Raw genomic sequence first — 19,065 nt, 5'->3', positions numbered from 1 at the left:
TCCAATATCTTCTTCGGCATTATCTTGTGCAGGAAGTAGCAAGAATAGGTCGGGCTAAGGCTCGACCTATTCTTAGTACATTAGCAATGTTTTCACCATAATCTTATCTATTTAAATAGCTATAAACATTTGCTAAGTCTGGCGGTAATTCATATTGTACTGGTTCTGATTTTAGCCATTTATTACTGAAAAAACTTAAATTGGATTTTACAAATTCATAAGCATTAGATACTGCCTTCTTACCGATCTCATAAATTCCCAAGGGGTTGGTGAGTTGTATCATACTATCAATAAAAATCGCATGAAAAATCGACTGCGCATCCGGCTTCTTATTTTTTCTTAATAAACGTTCCAGGCTGTTTTGAGCGGAATTGATAAACAGAATATTAAATACTCCTAAACCAATAGAGGAAAAACTTTCATCGAGTAAATTAACAATTAGAGACATTGTGTTAGTAGTTACTAAGAGCCCGGCTATATATCTAGTTAATTGCACGTACACCGCATTTTGGAATGCAATTTTAATTCTGCTACTCTCAATTTCAGATATAAGTCTGTAGGTATTAAATAGAAATAATAAGTCATGCTCTTCTTTTAACGAATTACTGATTATTTCATTAAGTGTTTGATAATAGGTTGCCATATCACCAGGCCAGAAGAAATCCAAAGTTCTTTCTCGTGGAGGAGGGTGCCTCAAAAAATTTGTCTTGTATTCACTTATAAATTGACGATTAGGCAAAAGTCTAAGAGCTGGAACAGTTTGCTCTAGAGCTTGGATCTGAGTTCCTAGTGGATTATTAGTTATTTCCCCTTTGAAACTTCTTAATTGCCAATTGAATTTGTTTTCTGTATCAATCTTGGCAAGAACCTCATTATCATCAATAAGAGTATTAATATCATTACTTGTCAGCAACTTGCTTACTAAATCTTCCCTAGTAACATTTTCGTGAGAGAGTTCGATTTTACTTGATAATTTAAGTGCATAATAATAGCCTTTTCGCCTTGATAAAGGGCAAGAAGAAAGCTTTCTCAGAGTTTCCTCATCGCTAATATAGAAGTAAATGTCTTTTTCCTCCTTATTCTGCTTAGGAACTTTTATTAAAAGAGCATTTTCTTCGGTTAGTGGTTCGAAAGAGATTGGGCATTTATTAGTGTATGGCATGGATTATTTCTTCTTATTAAAATTTTCCGAATTCTTAGTTAAACTCTTTACTCGAAGTTTCTCTATCTCTAGATATCGGGTGAGGCAGTCATTAGAGAATTTTAAATCCTTCCTTATTACAAAGATTAATTGTAGTAACACTGCTGCTGCTGTTGTGCAATAGTATATTCCTCTTCCTCATCGCTGTAATACGATTGGATTTCTGTAGGCTGGTTATGTCTATCCTTTTCTTTGTAATAAGCTCTTTCCAACAAACGAAATTGCTCACGTTCTATTTCTAATCTTGTTTGATCGCTCTGAGATTCTCTATGACGTTCATTATTTGTGTCGTTTTTTGTAGAAACATATAAATTCATCTGACTCAACATAGTTTGAGTGCTATCTGGGTACATCCCTGCTTCTTGTTGCAATGCAAATTTGGCTTCTAGAAACAATTCTTTCCATGCTATCAGAGCTTCTTTCATAAGAGGTAAGCGATCGTCTAATTTTGATAGTCTACTGATAATTTCAGTGGCTTTTAGATGTGACCGAGAGCCTAATTTCCAAACTCCAGCACGCAAAGCTGTATCATGGCTTAAGGCTAAAAGATACAAGAGATCAACTCCATTATACTTATCTAACGAAGTTAACTTATGATGTGCTATGAAATCTATAAAATCTTGCCCTAAGAGTATGTCTTTTCTTGTCGTTAAAAGAGAATGCTTGTATTGCGAAGAAAAAATAATAGGGGCAACAGCCTGATAATGAGCACTTTTTCCCGCTGATTTTTCATCCAGGGGAAATGAATGAGATATCAATTCATCCATGGAATTTGTCACATGGATCTGGGCATTTTTTTTATAGAAAAAAGGCATTTGTTTTCCTTTTAAAGAGCGAGAGTGAAATCTAGCATAAATACTCATTTACATAAAAATAGAATATTTGTATTTAGGTTATATAATATTTTTATAATCTTATTGCATGATCTATGAAGGCATGCGATTTCAAAAAGTTTTCAGCCCCGTGTTTCTATTTTTCTCAGCAAGCGTAGGTCTTGCTTATCCTGGAGCGGTTCGCATCTTATAAAGTTTTTTGGCTCAAAGGAAAGGGCCATTTATTAGAGCAACCCTTTTTTAGGGAAATCGTTGCCAGGAAACTCTTGCTGCTGGATTATATTTGAAATATGTTGTTGCTCAAGAAAAAAAGTTTTTTTAATGTAATTAGGATGTAAATCATTTCGTGAAAACTGAACCAATTGCAGCTCATATAAATTTAAAAGAAATTTAGGAGTGCAGTCATACCCCGATTCTACTTTTAAAATTATGTTTTGAAGTACTTGTTTTATTTCATTGCGATAATCCTCAGAGCAATTTGGAAAATATCCTATGGTTGTTGTGAGTACCTGTGAACCGTGCTTAGCAATTGCACCTATTTGAATAAGAGATTCTCGCAAATCCAGAATCTGCTCATTTAATTTCCACTTTATTCCTAAGCTTCCGTTTGCATTTAATGAAATGGATTCCATTTCCAACTCAATGCTAGGATTGTTAAGAATTTGGTTAACTATTGATTGCTCTGCTGTGGTATTAATTAAAGAGCTATGGCTTTGGGATTTAATAAAATGAAGAACATCAATATCTTCGTCTTCTATTCTTAAGATTTTCCTTAAAAGAGCTGGAGGTAGTTCATTAAGGACGTTGTCTAAATTCCTGTTATCCAAAATCAGAAGTTTGCATCGTTCAATAATTTCAATTTCTTCATTTTTGGGAGGATATTGCATTAGTTTGGTATACAAATAGGATTGCACAAGGCAATTATTCCAGCTGTTTTCATCGTATGAATCAATCACTCTTAATGCAGCGATAGTAGTATGGGGGTTAGTAATCGGAGCAAAAAAAGTGGGCTGCGAGGATTCTTCCTTCTCACTTACGAATTGTTTGGACTCTAGATTTTGAACTGCTTTGGTGAAATAGTTAAGTAATTCATTTTGGAAGTTAACAATAAATTGTCCTAATGCAGTACCTGGCTCATGGAAAATAACCAGTGTTTCACCAAAACTACCAAATAGTTTATTTGTTCGATTTAACCTCACTTTTACTTCATCGATTGCAGTAGTTTTCAAATCGATTTTTTGCAGTTTCGAACGGAATCCAAAAAAGGTGTTACTGCTTGTTTCTAACTGTGATTTCATAATTACTCAAATAAACTAAAAAATTCCATGTTTTCTCTTAATCTTTACTTAATGTAAAAGATTTATACTATTGGTAAATTAATTTTCATTCCAGCTTTTTTATGGTCACAATATCTTTTGGGCAAGCATTACTGTTATTGATGGATAAATATAAAGAAGACCCATCACATTGCAATATTTTGAAACAATACTATATTCAAGGCGTGGTTTCTTCAAGTGATTTAACATACATCCAAAAATTGTTTCAAAAGAGTCAATTAACAAAAGATTATACGATCTCATATAGTAATAAAGACATCGATGAAGATGCTTCTCGCCGTTATTTTGAAACCCATTTGGCTTTTGAAACGTTAGTAAATTCTCTAGACCAAATGAACAAGAAAGATATTTTACAATATAATAATGTACTTTATGATGCGTTACCTCAAGAAAGTCGAGATAAATTCAACGATTTTATCGATGGGAAGATTTCTCCCAAAACAGACGGTTTTGCTACGGAATACATGGACGCATTCCATAAAGTTCAGCATCATGAAAATTATCAGGGATTATCCGCAGAACAGAAAGAAAAAGTCTTATTAATTCTCCGGGTATCTTGGATAGGGGTGTTGCATGCTAGAAATCCTGAAGTTCCTGTGAATCTATATGGAACTGGGTTTTTCTCAGAAGAGAATAGAGGCCGAGTGGTTAAGGATAAACCGATCTCCAGTTCAACTTCAACGTCTCTTTCTGGAAAATCACCGTTCTTTTCAAATCATTTTGGCTTGATGAAAACCACCATGCCAGTACCACGTAATGATATTGCTTACGCAGAATCGGGATTTACTTTTATTAAACCATCGGACCAAAATACCTATAATCCAAAAGCTGCATGGCCTGAATTGAATTTTTCTAAGTTGGTTCATCCGTTTTCCTGCTCTATATCAGGAACAATATTATGCCAATTACGTCTAATGATAAAATTTCAGGACGAAAAGAAGCAGGTCTTTGATACCCAAGAAAAATTTACTAATTTTTTAAAGTGTTTTATGTCAAGTCTTTTATTCAATAGTGGGGGTCACGTTTTTAATGAATTTTTAGGTGTATTAGAATTATCGCAAGTGCGGGAAAAATTCACATTTATTGATGGGTTTGATCAAATTAATGCAACAAGTTTATTATTGAAGGGAAATGAAAAGGCTTTTGATAAAGCCTTAGTCGATACGCTCGAATATACCAAAGTATTGTTAGCCAAAAAAGCTATGCAGGAGGAACTGACATCTCCCTTGGTAAAGCTCAATTAGTCATGACTCGTTATAGTATTTATTCAGTTGACTGATTTCAAATTAATGTTAACAACTTTTTGTTGGATGATTAATGCAGGAAATTGGAAACATCTCCGTGGTCATGGAGATTAAGGTACTCTTAACGTGGTCTAGATGGAAATGCCCTTTATTGGTGTAGAGCCAATGTTAACTGATCCGAGGATATACGGAAATTACAGACATTATAAAAACCAAAAATTATATGAAGTTATTGGTCAAGCTCGTCATAGTCAAACAAGGGAAGAGATGATAGTGTACAAAGCACTTTATCATTGGGATCGGGGATTACCATCTTTGGGTACGACCTAGAGAATGTTTTTTGAGAATGTCATTTATAAAGTAAAAATGGTCCAACGATAGATTTCGCTCGTTCTTCAATGTTTCATGTTACACAACTCTTCGACCACATACCTAGTATATATAAACAATCGAAGTAATATACAGGGTCATTGATTTCAAGAAAATCCAATGTGTTGCAATCAAGGTCAAATTGAGGTAAAGTTGGGCAAAACTCATCATGACGACATAATTATGTTTTTAAAACGATTTCCTGAAAATTCACTTATTAAGAAAATCAAAATTAGCGGCCCTTTTATTAGCGTTTATGTACCTGAAGCTGAATTAGAAAATTTTCAAAAAAAATATAAAAAGCTATTAAGCCAATACTCAGTTTTATCGATTGGCGAAGGATTAATGCACGATTTTGCTCATTATACTCATAACAAACACTTATCATTTCTTTTTGGCAAAGAATCAAAGGAAGAGAAGAATGAACATTTTCATTTCATTTTACCTGCAACAGCTACTGAAGCTAACATAACAACATTTTTAAACTTTTTTGAAGATGAAGACTTAAGTAAAGGACAAAAAAAACAACTATTAAAAGAGTTTAATGATCATTCCAAAACAGTGACCCTAGAAACATTATCAGAGCAAATTAAATCTTATAAGTATATCCTATCTGCGTTGTTACAAGAGGATCCTTACCTTTCAAAAATGATGCCATTATTTACTGAAATGGTTCATAACGTAGGACCTTATTTGGGTGCTAATCCAGATGAACCGGTGGATATATCTCCATCGATTATGATCAAGGTCGGTAATCACCAAGTGTCTGCTCGTGATGCAGCCAATAATGTTACTGCATTATTCACCCACTTAGGGCTTTTATCTTCCTTTGAAGAGATTATTGACCGAATAAACAAAGGTGGGAAAGAAGCAGTTACACCTGAGACAATAAATACACTGAATGAACTCTTCAATTCTGCATCTAAAACTCCATTCCCTAAATTTAGTACATCACCTTATCTATTCAACGAATTGATAGCACATTTCCCCTTCATTGATGGGCATTTAAATAATCTATACGAAATGCTTAAACAACAATTCGCAAGTCGGTTAGAAACAGGAAAACTTATTTTTGTCCCACAAATAACTAATCTTCCTCCTGAGGATATTTCCTATAATGAAGCAATACTTTTCTTAAGTAAGCAGGGAAATATGGGATTAAAAATCATGGAGGTTATGGCTCGCTTGCAAGAAGGAAAAAAGAGTTCGAACCCCTACTGGATTAACAGTGGTACAAAACTTCAGGGTATAGTTGATGCCGTATTAAATCTTAAAAATAGAGAAGAGGACCTAGGAAAAATAGTTCAAAATCCCGAGTCCGAGCTTTACTTAGCGCTTAATAAACCACGTCTTTTACCTTTAACTTTCTTAGGAAGTTTTTCTGTAAACAAATCAAAATCAATGATGGAAGTTGAGGCTGAAATTTCAAGTTCACTTACATGCTGATAAGCATGTAAGCGGACATAGTAGCTTATTAGATTTTGGATAGTTGAATAATCATGCGAGGATTATTTTGCTCCTCATACTATGCTCATTTGAAATCTCGGAGGTTTTGAAGAAATTTTAATGAGTTTTTGAAATATTGATACGGGTTAAAATCGAAAAGTGATAGGGGAACAGGGAACTGCAATTCGCTATAATTAACGACGAAAGCTACTCAATGATTTTGAATGTATAATGAACCATCAAACCTAGCTATTGGTTATTTGTAAAAATAAGAGCGAAGTCCCGATTCGCCTTTCAAAATTTCTTTTACCTCATTCCAGGTGTTAGTTGAGGTAAATAAATTATAAAACCTATTTTCAAGAGGATAAATTAAAAATGGCTTTTGATTTTCCCATTTTTGCATGGAATTAAATAATTGAGTTTTATCATCCTGATTCCAGTTGTTGGTAAAAAATTTAATAAGCTCGATAAATTCAACCTTTAATTCTCCAATTTCTAAAAATTTTTGTTTTTTATCCTTCATTGATAGCTGAACAGCAGTAAATTTTGATACATAATCATCATAAATATGCTTAATGCGTTCGATCGCTTCATGATTATCCGCTCCTTGAGACGAATAAAACGCTTCATGCGTTTTGTTATAGTCAGGTGCGTTTAATAAAGGTGGAATGGATTCAGGAAATTTGGTTTCTCTTATCGAAGAACCGCGCAAGTCTTCACCTTCTAAATATTTTTCTAATAAAAAAGGAAAAATTTTCGGTGCAGCTTGAGCGGGAGCTTCTTTATATTCATTCACCTCATCTTCCAATTTGAGCATAATATCCTCAAATAAATGATAAACATCATCATTTTTTTTTAGAAAATCTAACTTCTCTAATTTTTTTTGATACCAGGCTAGCCTAGGTTCAGTCGAGAATTGTTTTATCTCTCGTTTTAGTTCGGTTAAATAGATTAGTTTAAAACAATCTAGATAATTTTGTGGCGCTGCTGAGATGGGTTCAAAAGGTTTGATTGGTTTACCCATTAAAACTCGATGAAGGTTATAAATTAAACTGGCTCGAATAAAGGGATCCTCTTTAATATCCATCACCGTTATGTCCCTTAAATCCAGGTTGGGAATTGAAAGCAGCGCCGAAACGCCAGGAGCTCTCAATTCTTTCATGCTAACATTATGATTGGCTCCCACAACTGCGATATATTTTTCGCGACTTTGGGAAATAATTTCAGCGGCGGTAGGATTCATTGACAAGGCACGTTTTTTTGAAAATTTAGTTTCATTTTTTTTGGCATAGCCAGTAATGCCATCATAAGCCTCAGTGCTATCGATAGGGATAACGTGTATACCAAGCATTTGCGCCATGACAATAATACCTAAACTGGAGTATGGGTTAGTTCTATAGCTATATAAAAAATCATCGGAATTTTTTCCTGCAATAATGCGATTGCTGAGATCCTGATTAATTAATTCGACTAATAATGCTTTGGGTAATAAGCCTGTTTGGAAAAATTTTTCATATAAAGCCGTTTGAGTATCGTAAAATCCTAACTCAACAAATAATTGTTTGATTCCAGAGGCTACAAGGCTAGGCATAGAAGTAACTAAAAATTTTTTATGTGAAACCTCAGAATGGGTCTCGCCAATGCAGACACCTTGATGTTCCGAAATTTTTTTTAGTAAATGTTCTTTTGCAGAGGAAGCCGAGTTACCGCTAATTTCAGTAATTTTATTATCAGACAAACTGTCAAAATCCAAATTTTGTAGATCATGCTTTGCTTTGCGAATTTTATTTCTTAGCTTAACTGTTACGGGTTCTTCGCATCGCTCAAAAACGATACCCGCTTTTTCATGGATAAATTTTTTTTCAAAAACAGTTTCTTCATCTAATGCAATGGGTCCATCTGCCTTTTTAAAATCTAATATAAGCGGTAAAAATTCAGAAATAAAAGCACTAATTTCATTTAAATTATGGCGAAAATAAATTGCATTGTGTTTGAAAACAATCGATTTTTCAGAATTATTTAAAAATCCAGCTTTTTGTAAATGAATCACTAAGGCACCAAAAATGCTTGAAGAAGGTTCAGAACCCGCTTTAATCACATAAAGATACCCTGTATTGTTTTCTGCGCGAGCTTTCAAATTATTACTCTTTTACCATGAATTGTATAATTATAATCCATTTTGGTTTTAAGAAAGCCGAAATAAACTAAACTGATTCAAAAATTGATTTCTGGAAACACTCCTTTTATAGGGATTAATTGGTAGCGAGATCATCCCCCAAAGGCTTATTTGCTTAGGAGAATTACATTCTATGCGGCAACAATTTTAGAGAAAAATTTAACTCTATCTTTCCCCTCATTCTCCAGAGAGCCGAAATATTCTATAATATTAAAACGCATTCCTTAAAAAGGATTTAACAATTAAACGGAATTTGAAGAACTGCTACACAATTAAAGAAAATTTTCTCAGTAAAGTGGGGAATATAAGCATATTTGCACCCATCCTGACGGCCTTTAAACAAAGCATTAACACAAGTTTATCCTATTCATTCGTTATATTTAAAGTTAGAGTATTAATTCAGGTTATATCCAGGATCGAGGTCTTATAATGAATCTAAGTACGAAAATGTTTTTAATCGCATTTTCAACTATTTTGATTATTATAGGTTCAATCACCTGGTTGTCTTATGAAATTGTGCTGAATGATTATGAAGCTATGGAGAAAAAAGATATTCAACAAGAGGTATTACGCACAAAAGAAGCATTAAAACGTATAGAAGAAAGCCTGGCGCTGATCACGATCGATTGGGCACATTGGGATGATGCATATGAATTTTTAGCAGGAAAAAATACATCATTTAAAAAAATTAATTTAATGAACAAAGTATCTTTTTTGGATACGCACAGTGATTTTATCTTATTTTTCGATAATAAAGGCCGTTATTTTGAAGGAAACGCTTTAGACAAAAAGCAGAAACAATTTGTCCCAGTTTCAAAAAATTTAATAGATTATATTTATAAAAATAGAATAATTCTCCAACATCAAAGCCCTCAAGATACCGTGACTGGCTTTATTCGCATCCCAGAAGGTTTGTTACTTTTGACTTCATATGCCGTAAGTGATAGTGGGACTACCCAAAAACCAAACGGGAATGTTATTTTAGCTTATTTTTTTGAAAAAAAAGATTTAGAGCGTTTAGCAAAAACATTACAAGTCCAGCTTAGGTTATATTATTTAGAAGATATAGCTGAGAACACAGAACTGCAAGAAATTTTCAACAAATTAAAGACTGTAGATGATTACTACATCGTTCCGCATGATGATAAAATTCTTTATTATTATTCTTTATTGAACGACATTAACAGTAAACCAATCGCCATTTTGAGAACCACCTTTCCTCGTAAAACTTTCTTAGAAGGGCTTAGCACCATTCATTTGTATATATTCATAGTTGCTCTTATTGGCCTGATAATTATGGGGCTTGTTTTTTTCTTATTAAAATTTTCTATCCTAAGAAGAATCAACTCGTTCAAAGATCAATTAAGCATAATTACTTCCAAACAAGATTTTTCAAAAACTATTGAGATGTCAGGTAGGGATGAAATTTATGAGATGGGCAAGGATTGCAATAAAATGCTTCAAGTTATCAACACCACCCAAGCCCAACTTAATCAATCCATTCATGAACTAACACGGAGCAATAATCTTATAAAACGTAACAATGAAGAGTTAAAAGAACGTGAACATGCAATGATGCTTATTAATAAAATCAATGAAAAATTACAGATGTGTCAAAATATATCCGAAGCTTATTCTTTAATCAATGAAACTGTCGATGAATTATTTACAGGTTGGAGAGGGGGGATTGTGATTGCAGATCCTACCTCTGGTGAGTTGAAAACCGTTACGGAGTGGGGCGATAAAAAAACATTAAAGCTATCTTTTCATTCTGATGAATGTTGGGCCATAAGGAGTGGAACAATCTATATTGTAGATAAATTCCGCACCCACCTTGATTGCCGTCATTATATCTCTAATGAGATTAGCAAATCTTTATGTATTCCCTTAATTGCTGTAGGTAAATTTATTGGTATATTAAATCTCAATTCGGAAAAAAATACTGCCGTATCGAATTATTATCATCAACAATTAGTCATTACGTTATCAGAAGTCATTGCTTTGTCTTTCGCAAATATAAATTTACGTGATTCATTACGCGATCAATCCATCCATGATCCGCTAACTGGTTTATTCAATCGTCGATATTTAGAAGAGCGGTTTCCTACAGAGATAGAGAGGGCCATTAGGAACAAAAGTATTTTTTCAGTGGGAATGATTGATATAGACTTCTTTAAAAACTTTAATGACCGATACGGTCATGCCGCAGGCGACGAGGTCTTAAAAAAACTTGCCGTATCATTAATGGAAAATTTTCGAGGTTATGATGTAATTTTTCGTTTCGGTGGAGAGGAATTTTTAGTCATTTTAATAGATAATTCTGTGAGTAAGGCCAGTGAACGAATGAATTTTTTCCGCGAACAAGTAAAAAAGACCTCAATTACATTTAAACATATCAACTTACCGCCTATAACCATTTCAATTGGTTTAGTCGAAGCGCCTACAGAAGGTACTTCTTTAGAAGAGATTGCGCGTAAAGCTGATATCGCCCTATATCATGCCAAAGAAAATGGACGAGATCGGGTCGAAATTTTTACTGAAAATAAATCAAAACCAATTGGTCCGAATTAAACACAGAATAGGTAAATTAAAGAAGAATTAGTATCAAAGAGTAGAGGAATTTTATAGGAGTTCTTATATTAAGTGAAATTTCAGATTTTTATGAGCTCTCTTGTTTAAAACATTTTTTAAATTTAATATTATTGGTGAATCCAAACATTTCCAAGAAAATTTTTTAAGGCTTATAATGATTAGAGGGTTTGATGGACCTCCTCAAAAAAAATAATTCCCTCCAAAAAGTTGATGTATTTCTTATTGAAGATGATTTAGGGATAAAAGACGCTCTTTCTTGGTTTATTAATTTATTAGGATACAGTATCGCTATGGTTAGTAATGGTGAGCATGCCCTAGAAGAATTAAAATATAATATCTCGCCCTCTGTAATTATTTTAGATTTAATGATGCCTGGAATGGATGGGTTTGCCTTTCGTGAAGAACAAGCAAAATCAGTTATTTTAAAAAATATCCCCACTATAATAATGTCAGCAAGTACAAAAACTGATGCGTTAGTAATGCAGGAAAATGAAGTTTTAATAAAAAAACCACTAAATACTCAAATTCTATTAACATACTTAAAAAAATATATAAATAATCATCAGAATTAAGTGAATAATATGAATCAAAATGCAACAGAAGAAGCTGTTTGTACTCCGACTTTTCTAAAGTCTAAAATAGTTACAGATTCAGGCATACCTGCGATTGGTCTGCTAAAATGGGGGACGCATTTTTGTAATTTTTATACAACACCTCAAGATTTGATGGAAGTGCTCATTCCATACTTTCAAAAGGGTCTTAATAACAATGAACTTTGCGTCTGGATAAATTCCGAAGATACGAATATTGTTTATAACCGATTGATTCAGGATATCCCTGACATAAAGACAAAAATAGATAAAGGGCAAATGCTTTTGTTTGAAAGAGAAGTTTGTTTTAGGAATGCTTGTGCTGAAACAGCCGAACCACTTCTCGCTAATATACTGGCATTAGAAAAAAATGCACTAAAACAAGGATATACTGGTTTACGCGTTGCCGGAGGACCTACTAATTTTTCCACCCCACAAGCAAAAAATGATTTTTTATGCTTCGAAAATAAAGTGTGTGCTACCTTGTATAATCACAAAATCATAGCCCTATGTTGTTATCGTACTTGTGAAAGTGATTCAAAAGTAATTTTTGATGTAATAAAAAGTCACCAATTCGCTTTGATTCTTCAAGATGGACAATGGGAAATGGTGGAGAATGCTTCATTAAAAGTGCTAAAAGAGGAATTACAGAAGCAAAATAATGAATTAGAAAATCAAGTTAAATTAAGAACTATGGAGTTGGAAAATGCTTTAAAGAGCCGCGAGCATTTTCTTTCAATTGCTTCTCATGAACTTAAAACCCCTATTACTGCTTTAAGCCTCTATGTAGATGGAATTCTTTCAATGGATAAAAAATATGTTATGGAGCATGTTGAGGAATTCATGAATCTCATAAGAAAGATTAAAGATCAGAGTCTATGTTTAGAGATTCTTATTAATAAGCTTTTAGATTTTACCTTGGTGTTAAACGAAAAAAATATACCTTTAGAGCTTCAGTATTTCGATTTATCGAATATGATTCAAAGGGTGGTTGAGAAATTTGCAGGAAAATGTCGTAGTGCAAAATGTGAGATAAAAACTAATGTTCCTTCTTCTCTAACTGTTTTTTTGGATCCTACTCGTATTGAGCAAGTTTTAACAAATCTCATTGATAATGCAATTAAATATGCTCCTGAACAACCCATTTCGATAAATTTGAGGCCAGATTTTAAAGGGATAATTTTAGAAATTAAGGATCAAGGTAAAGGTATCGCTAGATCGTATCAAGAGCTAGTATTTAAGCCTTATATGCAATTGCTTTCAAATAAAACTCAAAATGGCATGGGGCTGGGCTTATGGCTTGTTCAACAAATTGTTACTGCTCATAAGGGAAACATTTCTCTTGTAAGTGATATCGGCAGAGGATGTCATTTTATAATTAAATTACCTACAGAAGTGAGTTAGGTTTTACTACTGAGAAAAGTCTGATTTAATGCAAGGTAATTTCAAAATCACCACGTTTTCTCGGTATAGGTCCTTGCTCTGAGCGTTTTTAAAAACAAAATTTAAAATCTGATTGAATTGATTTGAAACCACTAAAGGATTTTATTAGTCTACTCTCTTCATGAAATTTGTTTGCAGAAAGGAAGCCTATTATGAGCAATCACTTAAAGTTCTACATCAATGGTCAATGGGTTCCCCCTGTTGTTCCAGCTACTCTTGACGTCATTAATCCCGCCACTGAAAAGGCTTACACTCAGATTGCTATAGGCTCTAAGGCGGATGTAGATAAGGCAGTTATTGCAGCTAAGACCGCATTCGAAACGTTCTCCAAAACGTCGCACAATTCTCGTATGGCACTTCTAATGAACATTCTTGAACTCTACAACGAACGCTTTGAGGATATAGCACAGGCGGTTTCCGACGAAATGGGGGCACCCATTGCATTTGCTCGCGATGCACAAGCCTTAGTGGGTCGTGTCCATCTGGAAGCCACTATTACTGCATTTAAGAATTATACCTTTAGTGAAAACCGTGGTAGAACCACCATTGTTAAGGAACCCATAGGTGTTTGTGCATTAATTACGCCATGGAATTGGCCGCTCAATCAAATAGTTTGTAAAGTTGCCCCAGCCCTTGCTGCTGGCTGTACTGTAATTCTAAAACCATCCGAAATTGCACCCATAAGCGGCATCATTTTTGCGGAGATTATGGATGCTGCCGGCGTGCCTAAAGGGGTTTTTAACCTGATTAATGGAACTGGGCAGGAGGTTGGTCAAGAGATGGCATCCCATCCTGATGTGGATATGGTCTCCTTCACCGGTTCAACCCGCGCCGGTATCATCGTTGCCAAAGTTGCAGCGGATACAGTCAAGCGTGTGACTCAAGAACTTGGCGGTAAATCGGCTAACATTATTTTGCCAGACGCTGATTTTGTAACTGCCGTCACTAAGGGAGTGCAAAATTGCTTCGGAAATAGCGGACAATCCTGCGATGCACCAACTCGTATGCTAGTACCCAAAGAGAGGCACGAAGAAGCATTGAATATCGCAAAAGTAGCAGCTGAAGCTTTTAGAACCGGTGATCCTAAAGACCCTGAATCTGATCTAGGTCCAGTGGTCAGTCAACTGCAATACGATAAAATCCAGGCTCTGATTCAATCAGGACTGGAGGAGGGTGCTACCCTTGTCACTGGTGGTTTAGGTCGTCCAGAACCTCTGAATCAGGGTTATTATATCCGTCCCACTGTATTTGGACACGTAACACCCGAAATGAAAATTGCTCGCGAGGAAATATTTGGACCAGTCTTGTCGATCATTTCTTATACGGATGAGGAGGATGCGATCCGTATTGCCAATGACACCATCTATGGACTTGCTGCCTATATCCAGTCAGAAAATATAGATCATGCCCGGGCTGTAGCCAGAGAATTACGGGTCGGTACAGTATCAATAAACTATCCGGACTGGGACGCCTTCTCATCATTTGGGGGCTATAAGCAGTCTGGTAATGGCCGGGAATACGCTGATTTTGGCATCCATGAATTTCTCGAGATTAAGAGTATAGTTGTTTAAAAACGATTGATCTTTTTGATTAAGCCTGTTTTCAGTAAAGGCAGTAGAGATAAAGCCAGCTAGTGAAGCAAAGTTTCAAGTTAGAATGTTTCCAAAGCAGAAGAATATGAGAAGTTGATTATGAAAAAGTTTTACCAAAGAAAAAATCTTCGGTAAAACTTATTTTCTAACTTTTCCTTAATATCAATAATATCAATGCAGGTGAATTTTACATGAGTACACATGCACATGGATCCTCTTTATTTTCTTGACCTGCTAATGCTATACCAGGATAGTCAGAAACTTGACCGGAAAGAAACTTAAGATTACTCACATCCACTGGTACATATTCAGTTGCTTTGATTTTGGGTCCTTGTCTGAAGAGGGTATATAAAGCGGGAGTAATCTCATTTTTGGTAATAGTACTCACTATGGATTCTTTCAATTTCACATGAAAAACAGCTGCCATCCGTTCAATCGTAGAGTGGTTTTCTTCTGCGGTTTCTAGGGCATAGCTTTGTGCTTCTTTTTGCGTGCGGAACAATTTCATTGTGCCTTGTTTGGGTATGGCATTTTTGATTTCATTTTCAGGAATGGCCTTTCGCTCTTTCCTATATGGATAACCTTTATCCCATAGATTTGAAGGTTCTGAAATCTCTACTTTTGCTCCAACAGCATAGTAATCGGATGTCGTGCTTAAAGTTCGTTCTCTTGGATAACCTGCATGGAGCTCATTTAAAAGTTCTGAACTTTGTTTGTGTAGGGATGTGGAAACCTTAGCTGTTTTTATTAGCTCGGGTGCATCAAGATTAGATAGAATCATTTTTTGCAATTCGACGGGTAATTTTTCAAAAGACATTACATTCTCCAATTTGTATAATTTAAGCAAAGACGATATAAAAAATACATCGATAGAGCATATTTTAGCCAGTCTAGTGTCACAGGAGAATGTATTCATTTTAAAACCATTTTTTTCCAAAATGGAAAGAGATAAGTAGATAGGGGTTCTTGAATTTGTCTTTTTGATTCCACCTTTTGACTGTCAGCCCGGACAAATCTTAGAAGATGAGGATGCATGGAAATGGGTTTCAGGGATAGGAGAGTATTGAGTTTCGAAATAAGCCTAGGCTTACTTATATTTTCTCGTATAAGCCCATGTTGCTGATAGGTCTCTACTATACTAAATAATAATGAATAGGACGGGGAGTTTTATCCATGGCAAAAGCAAAAGTTCAACACGGTAAAAACCCTTCCTTTCAAATAATGGTCTGTGGGACCACAAATTCGGGTAAAACAAAACTTTGTAATGCGTTGCGAGGCGAAAATTCACCGGGGAACATACACACATCGTCAATTGATACGTACAGTATATCTATTGATGATGGATCTCAACTTAGATTACTGGATTTCGCAGGCTCATACGATACTATCGCTCCATACATAACAAAACATTATATTGAACAATCACAAATTTGTGTGATTTGCATCGATAGACAAAATTCGCATTCATTTGAGGTTGCTAAAAAAGCGGTGCAAGAAATTCGTGAACTGGATCCTAACAACAGAATTCCTATTGTTATCGCACTTACTAAAGAAGATCAAAACTTGGGATTAGCTGACTACGAGATACTAATAAGAGATAGAGAACTTAAAGAATTTGAAGAACAATATGGCCTCGAAGGTTCTGTCAAAACCAGTGCCCTAGATGATAAGATGGGGGCAATCGAATTGCGAAAAAAACTTCTTGATCTTCGAGAGAACATTATTGCTAGGGAAGAAATGGGCATACCCGATATCTCCTCTATCGAGGAGTATTTCGCCGAGGAAGATTCTTTAGAAGAAGTAAAAAAAAGAATGGACAATATAAGCTCGCTTTTAAATAATGCTCATGTGGAGCTTACGGCCCAGCTTGCTACTCCGCAAAATGAATCTGATATTGCTGCTATTGAGAAATCAATTACGCGTGTACTTGAATTTTCACAGAAATTATCTGAAATAAAAAAAATTCCCAATCAAATGAATACAGCCTCAGATGTAGAGAAGAGAGATGCTATGCTCAAAGCTTATGAAAGAGCATTTAAGGAGTTTGCTCGCGAAGTTACTCCCGATTTCGCAGTCCAACCGAAAAATGTGAAGAATTTGTTTATAAGGGTGGTTCGTCTACTATTTGTCAGGAAATGGTACACGGATGAAGAAAAAACTGAGATACAACGCTTTAAACACCAAAATGATTTCAAAAACAGACTCCAGAGAGCAGAAGGAGTAGATAAGGAAAAAAATAGCCGCAAGGATGAGCAAAAAAAAGAAAATAATGACGATTCTGCATTAGATTCGAATGTACATCCTGAACAATAAGGTAAGCAAGAACAACACCTTTTTTTACCTGAATTTAGTACTGTCACAAAGGATGAACAAGACGATTAATTTTTGCGGTAAAGGATGTGTTCTAAAGGTTCATCTGCCTTTGTAGAAACTAAGTCAGGAGTATTATATTTTAGAGTAAATTCGCTCACCTTAAGCATATAACCTGTGCCGGACTCATTTTTTACCATCTCGATTTTTGCTTTTATATTGGCAATAGGGACTATATTGTCCTGTGTTTCACCTCTAACTTCTTTAGCACATTGTTCCATAGATTTTTCGAGCTCATTGTCATTTAGCTCTATCAAAGAAATACCATCACTACCCATTGCAAAAATTTGTTGAGGACTATACTCGTCAGCAGGATTTGCATAAGAGCACGTGAGGATTTTCAAATTAATCGTCGCATAAATTTTACCATTACCATCTTTTGACCAATTGATGTGGCCAGTCGTTCGACCACGTTCTATGCCTTGAATGTCACCTTCAACCAACTTGGTTGTATTAGTAAATTCCCGCAAGAGGCTGCCATGTAAAAATTGACCACCGAAATTATAAAGTTTATTTGCTCGTGAATGGGGGACACTAATTTTATCACCTGCAAAATTTTCTATAGCTTCCATCAGAATAGCATCTTTATGATCATCGATATTCCTCGGAATAATTGCAGCGCCATATATTGTTACTCCTCTTCGTACAAGATCTTTAATCACTGTAGAATTATCGCTCGTTACTTCGTCCTGGGTCGTTGTTTCTATATCATAAATAGCTTGTGACTCTTTAAGATCACTTTGGCTATAGGTGAATTCGCTGCAAGGAATTTCCCCTTGGGCATGAAAATAGGCCAATTCATAATGACTAATTAAGGTATCATGTGTTTTGACAAGCAGACGAAAGAGAGAAGAATTTTCCGGTATTGGAAATTGAACATCTTTTTTCTCTGCGACACTTCTATCATCCCTCTTTTCAATACCAATGTCTTGAGAAGTCCGGTAGCGATTACGGTCCAACCAGTTAGCAAAAGAAACTTTTTTAAGGTCTGCAGTAACGATAGTTAAATGTTCTAAAACCTGCAACGCCTCAGCCAATTCGCTGATATTCATTGGCTGACGATCCAGTGCTATCCTATTAAAAAAGTCATCAATTGCTGTTAAGCTACTGCCAGTTTTAAAAAACCTCTTTTCTTGACTGCTATTGATCATCCCTTTTAAAATGCTCCATTCCTTTGCAATATGGGCAAGTGCAGTTTGCTCTGTTTTCATATCATTGTTTCTCGTAAAAATTGATCATTATGCTTATTTTATGATATAAAAATTAAGTTTATATTAAGTTGAAGAGGTTCATCGCGGGGACAGAACATGAAAAAAACTTCTAACCTTATCTAATTTAAGGATATTTTCGACTTAAAGCATAATTATTCGAAGATTAAATAAAATTATATGGAAGTTTGAGGATTCGTTCGTTTATGCTGCGCTGAATTGCTATTTAAAGGGAGATAATATGTTTTTTAATCCAGCACCTAAAAAAAACCTTGAAGATGAAAAACTACGTTGCTTTTTCATTCCGATCGTCGAACAAATAAAATCCAGTGATTACCAGAAAATATATATCTGGAATTTAGCGAAAGAAACTAATATAACCCGCAAATTTTATTCCTCGCCCGAGGCACTTGCTCGTATGGAGTCAGGACGGCTAGGTTCAAACAATATATTATCGTGCTATAAAGTTTCACTGACCGAAACGCAATACCAACAATTAAGAACAATCAGCGGTAGAGACAATGTCTTTCTCGGTTCCTTTAATTTTAACTACTCTGATGTTGAAAGCCTGATCCGTTTTGTCCAAGGCCAGCAGCAAGAGCATGCGAATCCTTTCTATAAGCAAGAGACAACGTTAAATCAACCGGTTTGTGCTGCTTAACCC

At 35.0% G+C, this 19,065-nt stretch carries 15 protein-coding genes; 9 read left to right on the top strand and 6 right to left on the bottom strand.

Translation table 11 applies throughout. The annotated features are described in order from the left end of the window. Positions 1-103: 103 nt before the first annotated feature. From ACWTE2_RS28015 to ACWTE2_RS28005, 3 genes are all read right to left on the bottom strand, one after another. Positions 104-1,162: a hypothetical protein gene (locus ACWTE2_RS28015; RefSeq protein ID WP_454785366.1), complete on the bottom strand. Its 1,059-nt coding sequence runs from the start codon at positions 1,160-1,162 to the stop codon at positions 104-106. 125 nt (positions 1,163-1,287) lie between these two features. Next, entirely contained in the window at positions 1,288-2,016 is a 729-nt protein-coding gene (locus ACWTE2_RS28010; protein WP_454785365.1) for a hypothetical protein, read from the bottom strand. A gap of 242 nt (positions 2,017-2,258) precedes the next feature. After that, a complete protein-coding gene (locus ACWTE2_RS28005) occupies positions 2,259-3,332 on the bottom strand; it encodes a hypothetical protein (RefSeq protein WP_454785364.1) in 1,074 nt (357 codons plus the stop codon). A gap of 101 nt (positions 3,333-3,433) precedes the next feature. Between ACWTE2_RS28005 and ACWTE2_RS28000 the strand changes: the two genes are divergently transcribed. The 3 genes from ACWTE2_RS28000 to ACWTE2_RS27990 all read left to right on the top strand — a co-directional run bounded on the left by ACWTE2_RS28000 (position 3,434) and on the right by ACWTE2_RS27990 (position 6,430). Further along, a complete protein-coding gene (locus tag ACWTE2_RS28000; RefSeq protein ID WP_454785363.1) occupies positions 3,434-4,615 on the top strand; it encodes a hypothetical protein in 1,182 nt (393 codons plus the stop codon). A gap of 135 nt (positions 4,616-4,750) precedes the next feature. After that, positions 4,751-4,945, top strand: a complete 195-nt coding sequence (locus ACWTE2_RS27995; RefSeq protein WP_454785362.1) for a DUF1653 domain-containing protein — start codon at positions 4,751-4,753, stop codon at positions 4,943-4,945. 222 nt (positions 4,946-5,167) lie between these two features. After that, entirely contained in the window at positions 5,168-6,430 is a 1,263-nt protein-coding gene (locus tag ACWTE2_RS27990; protein ID WP_454785361.1) for a hypothetical protein, read from the top strand. Between the two features lie 256 nt (positions 6,431-6,686). On the opposite strand, the gene ACWTE2_RS27985 is transcribed toward ACWTE2_RS27990, so the two are convergent. Further along, positions 6,687-8,567, bottom strand: coding sequence for a membrane-targeted effector domain-containing toxin (locus ACWTE2_RS27985; protein ID WP_454785360.1), 1,881 nt, complete (start codon positions 8,565-8,567; stop codon positions 6,687-6,689). Between the two features lie 468 nt (positions 8,568-9,035). Between ACWTE2_RS27985 and ACWTE2_RS27980 the strand changes: the two genes are divergently transcribed. From ACWTE2_RS27980 to ACWTE2_RS27965, 4 genes are all read left to right on the top strand, one after another. Beyond that, positions 9,036-11,177 carry a diguanylate cyclase gene (locus ACWTE2_RS27980; protein WP_454785359.1) on the top strand — a complete coding sequence of 714 codons (2,142 nt, stop codon included), beginning with the start codon at positions 9,036-9,038 and terminating at the stop codon, positions 11,175-11,177. 191 nt (positions 11,178-11,368) lie between these two features. Beyond that, positions 11,369-11,770, top strand: coding sequence for a response regulator (locus tag ACWTE2_RS27975; RefSeq protein WP_454785358.1), 402 nt, complete (start codon positions 11,369-11,371; stop codon positions 11,768-11,770). A gap of 9 nt (positions 11,771-11,779) precedes the next feature. Beyond that, positions 11,780-13,192 (top strand): MEDS domain-containing protein, encoded by a 1,413-nt coding sequence (locus ACWTE2_RS27970; RefSeq protein WP_454785357.1) that lies wholly within the window; start codon positions 11,780-11,782, stop codon positions 13,190-13,192. Positions 13,193-13,383: 191 nt separating this feature from the next. Then, the gene (locus ACWTE2_RS27965; protein ID WP_454785356.1) at positions 13,384-14,802 is read left to right on the top strand and encodes an aldehyde dehydrogenase family protein; all 1,419 of its coding nucleotides are present in this window, start codon (positions 13,384-13,386) and stop codon (positions 14,800-14,802) included. Between the two features lie 208 nt (positions 14,803-15,010). On the opposite strand, the gene ACWTE2_RS27960 is transcribed toward ACWTE2_RS27965, so the two are convergent. Then, positions 15,011-15,640 carry an F-box protein gene (locus ACWTE2_RS27960; protein ID WP_454785355.1) on the bottom strand — a complete coding sequence of 210 codons (630 nt, stop codon included), beginning with the start codon at positions 15,638-15,640 and terminating at the stop codon, positions 15,011-15,013. 356 nt (positions 15,641-15,996) lie between these two features. On the opposite strand from ACWTE2_RS27960, the gene ACWTE2_RS27955 reads away from it, so the two are divergent. Next, on the top strand, positions 15,997-17,136 hold the full coding sequence (locus ACWTE2_RS27955) for a GTPase domain-containing protein (protein WP_454785354.1): 1,140 nt from the start codon (positions 15,997-15,999) through the stop codon (positions 17,134-17,136). Positions 17,137-17,201: 65 nt separating this feature from the next. On the opposite strand, the gene ACWTE2_RS27950 is transcribed toward ACWTE2_RS27955, so the two are convergent. Beyond that, on the bottom strand, positions 17,202-18,404 hold the full coding sequence (locus ACWTE2_RS27950) for a hypothetical protein (RefSeq protein WP_454785353.1): 1,203 nt from the start codon (positions 18,402-18,404) through the stop codon (positions 17,202-17,204). Positions 18,405-18,642: 238 nt separating this feature from the next. Here ACWTE2_RS27950 and ACWTE2_RS27945 point away from each other — a divergent pair, with 238 nt between their 5' ends. After that, positions 18,643-19,062 (top strand): hypothetical protein, encoded by a 420-nt coding sequence (locus ACWTE2_RS27945; RefSeq protein WP_454785352.1) that lies wholly within the window; start codon positions 18,643-18,645, stop codon positions 19,060-19,062. Positions 19,063-19,065: the final 3 nt, after the last annotated feature.

Source organism: Legionella nigrisilvae, from assembly GCF_977063395.2.
This window is presented reverse-complemented; position numbering and strand designations above follow the sequence as displayed.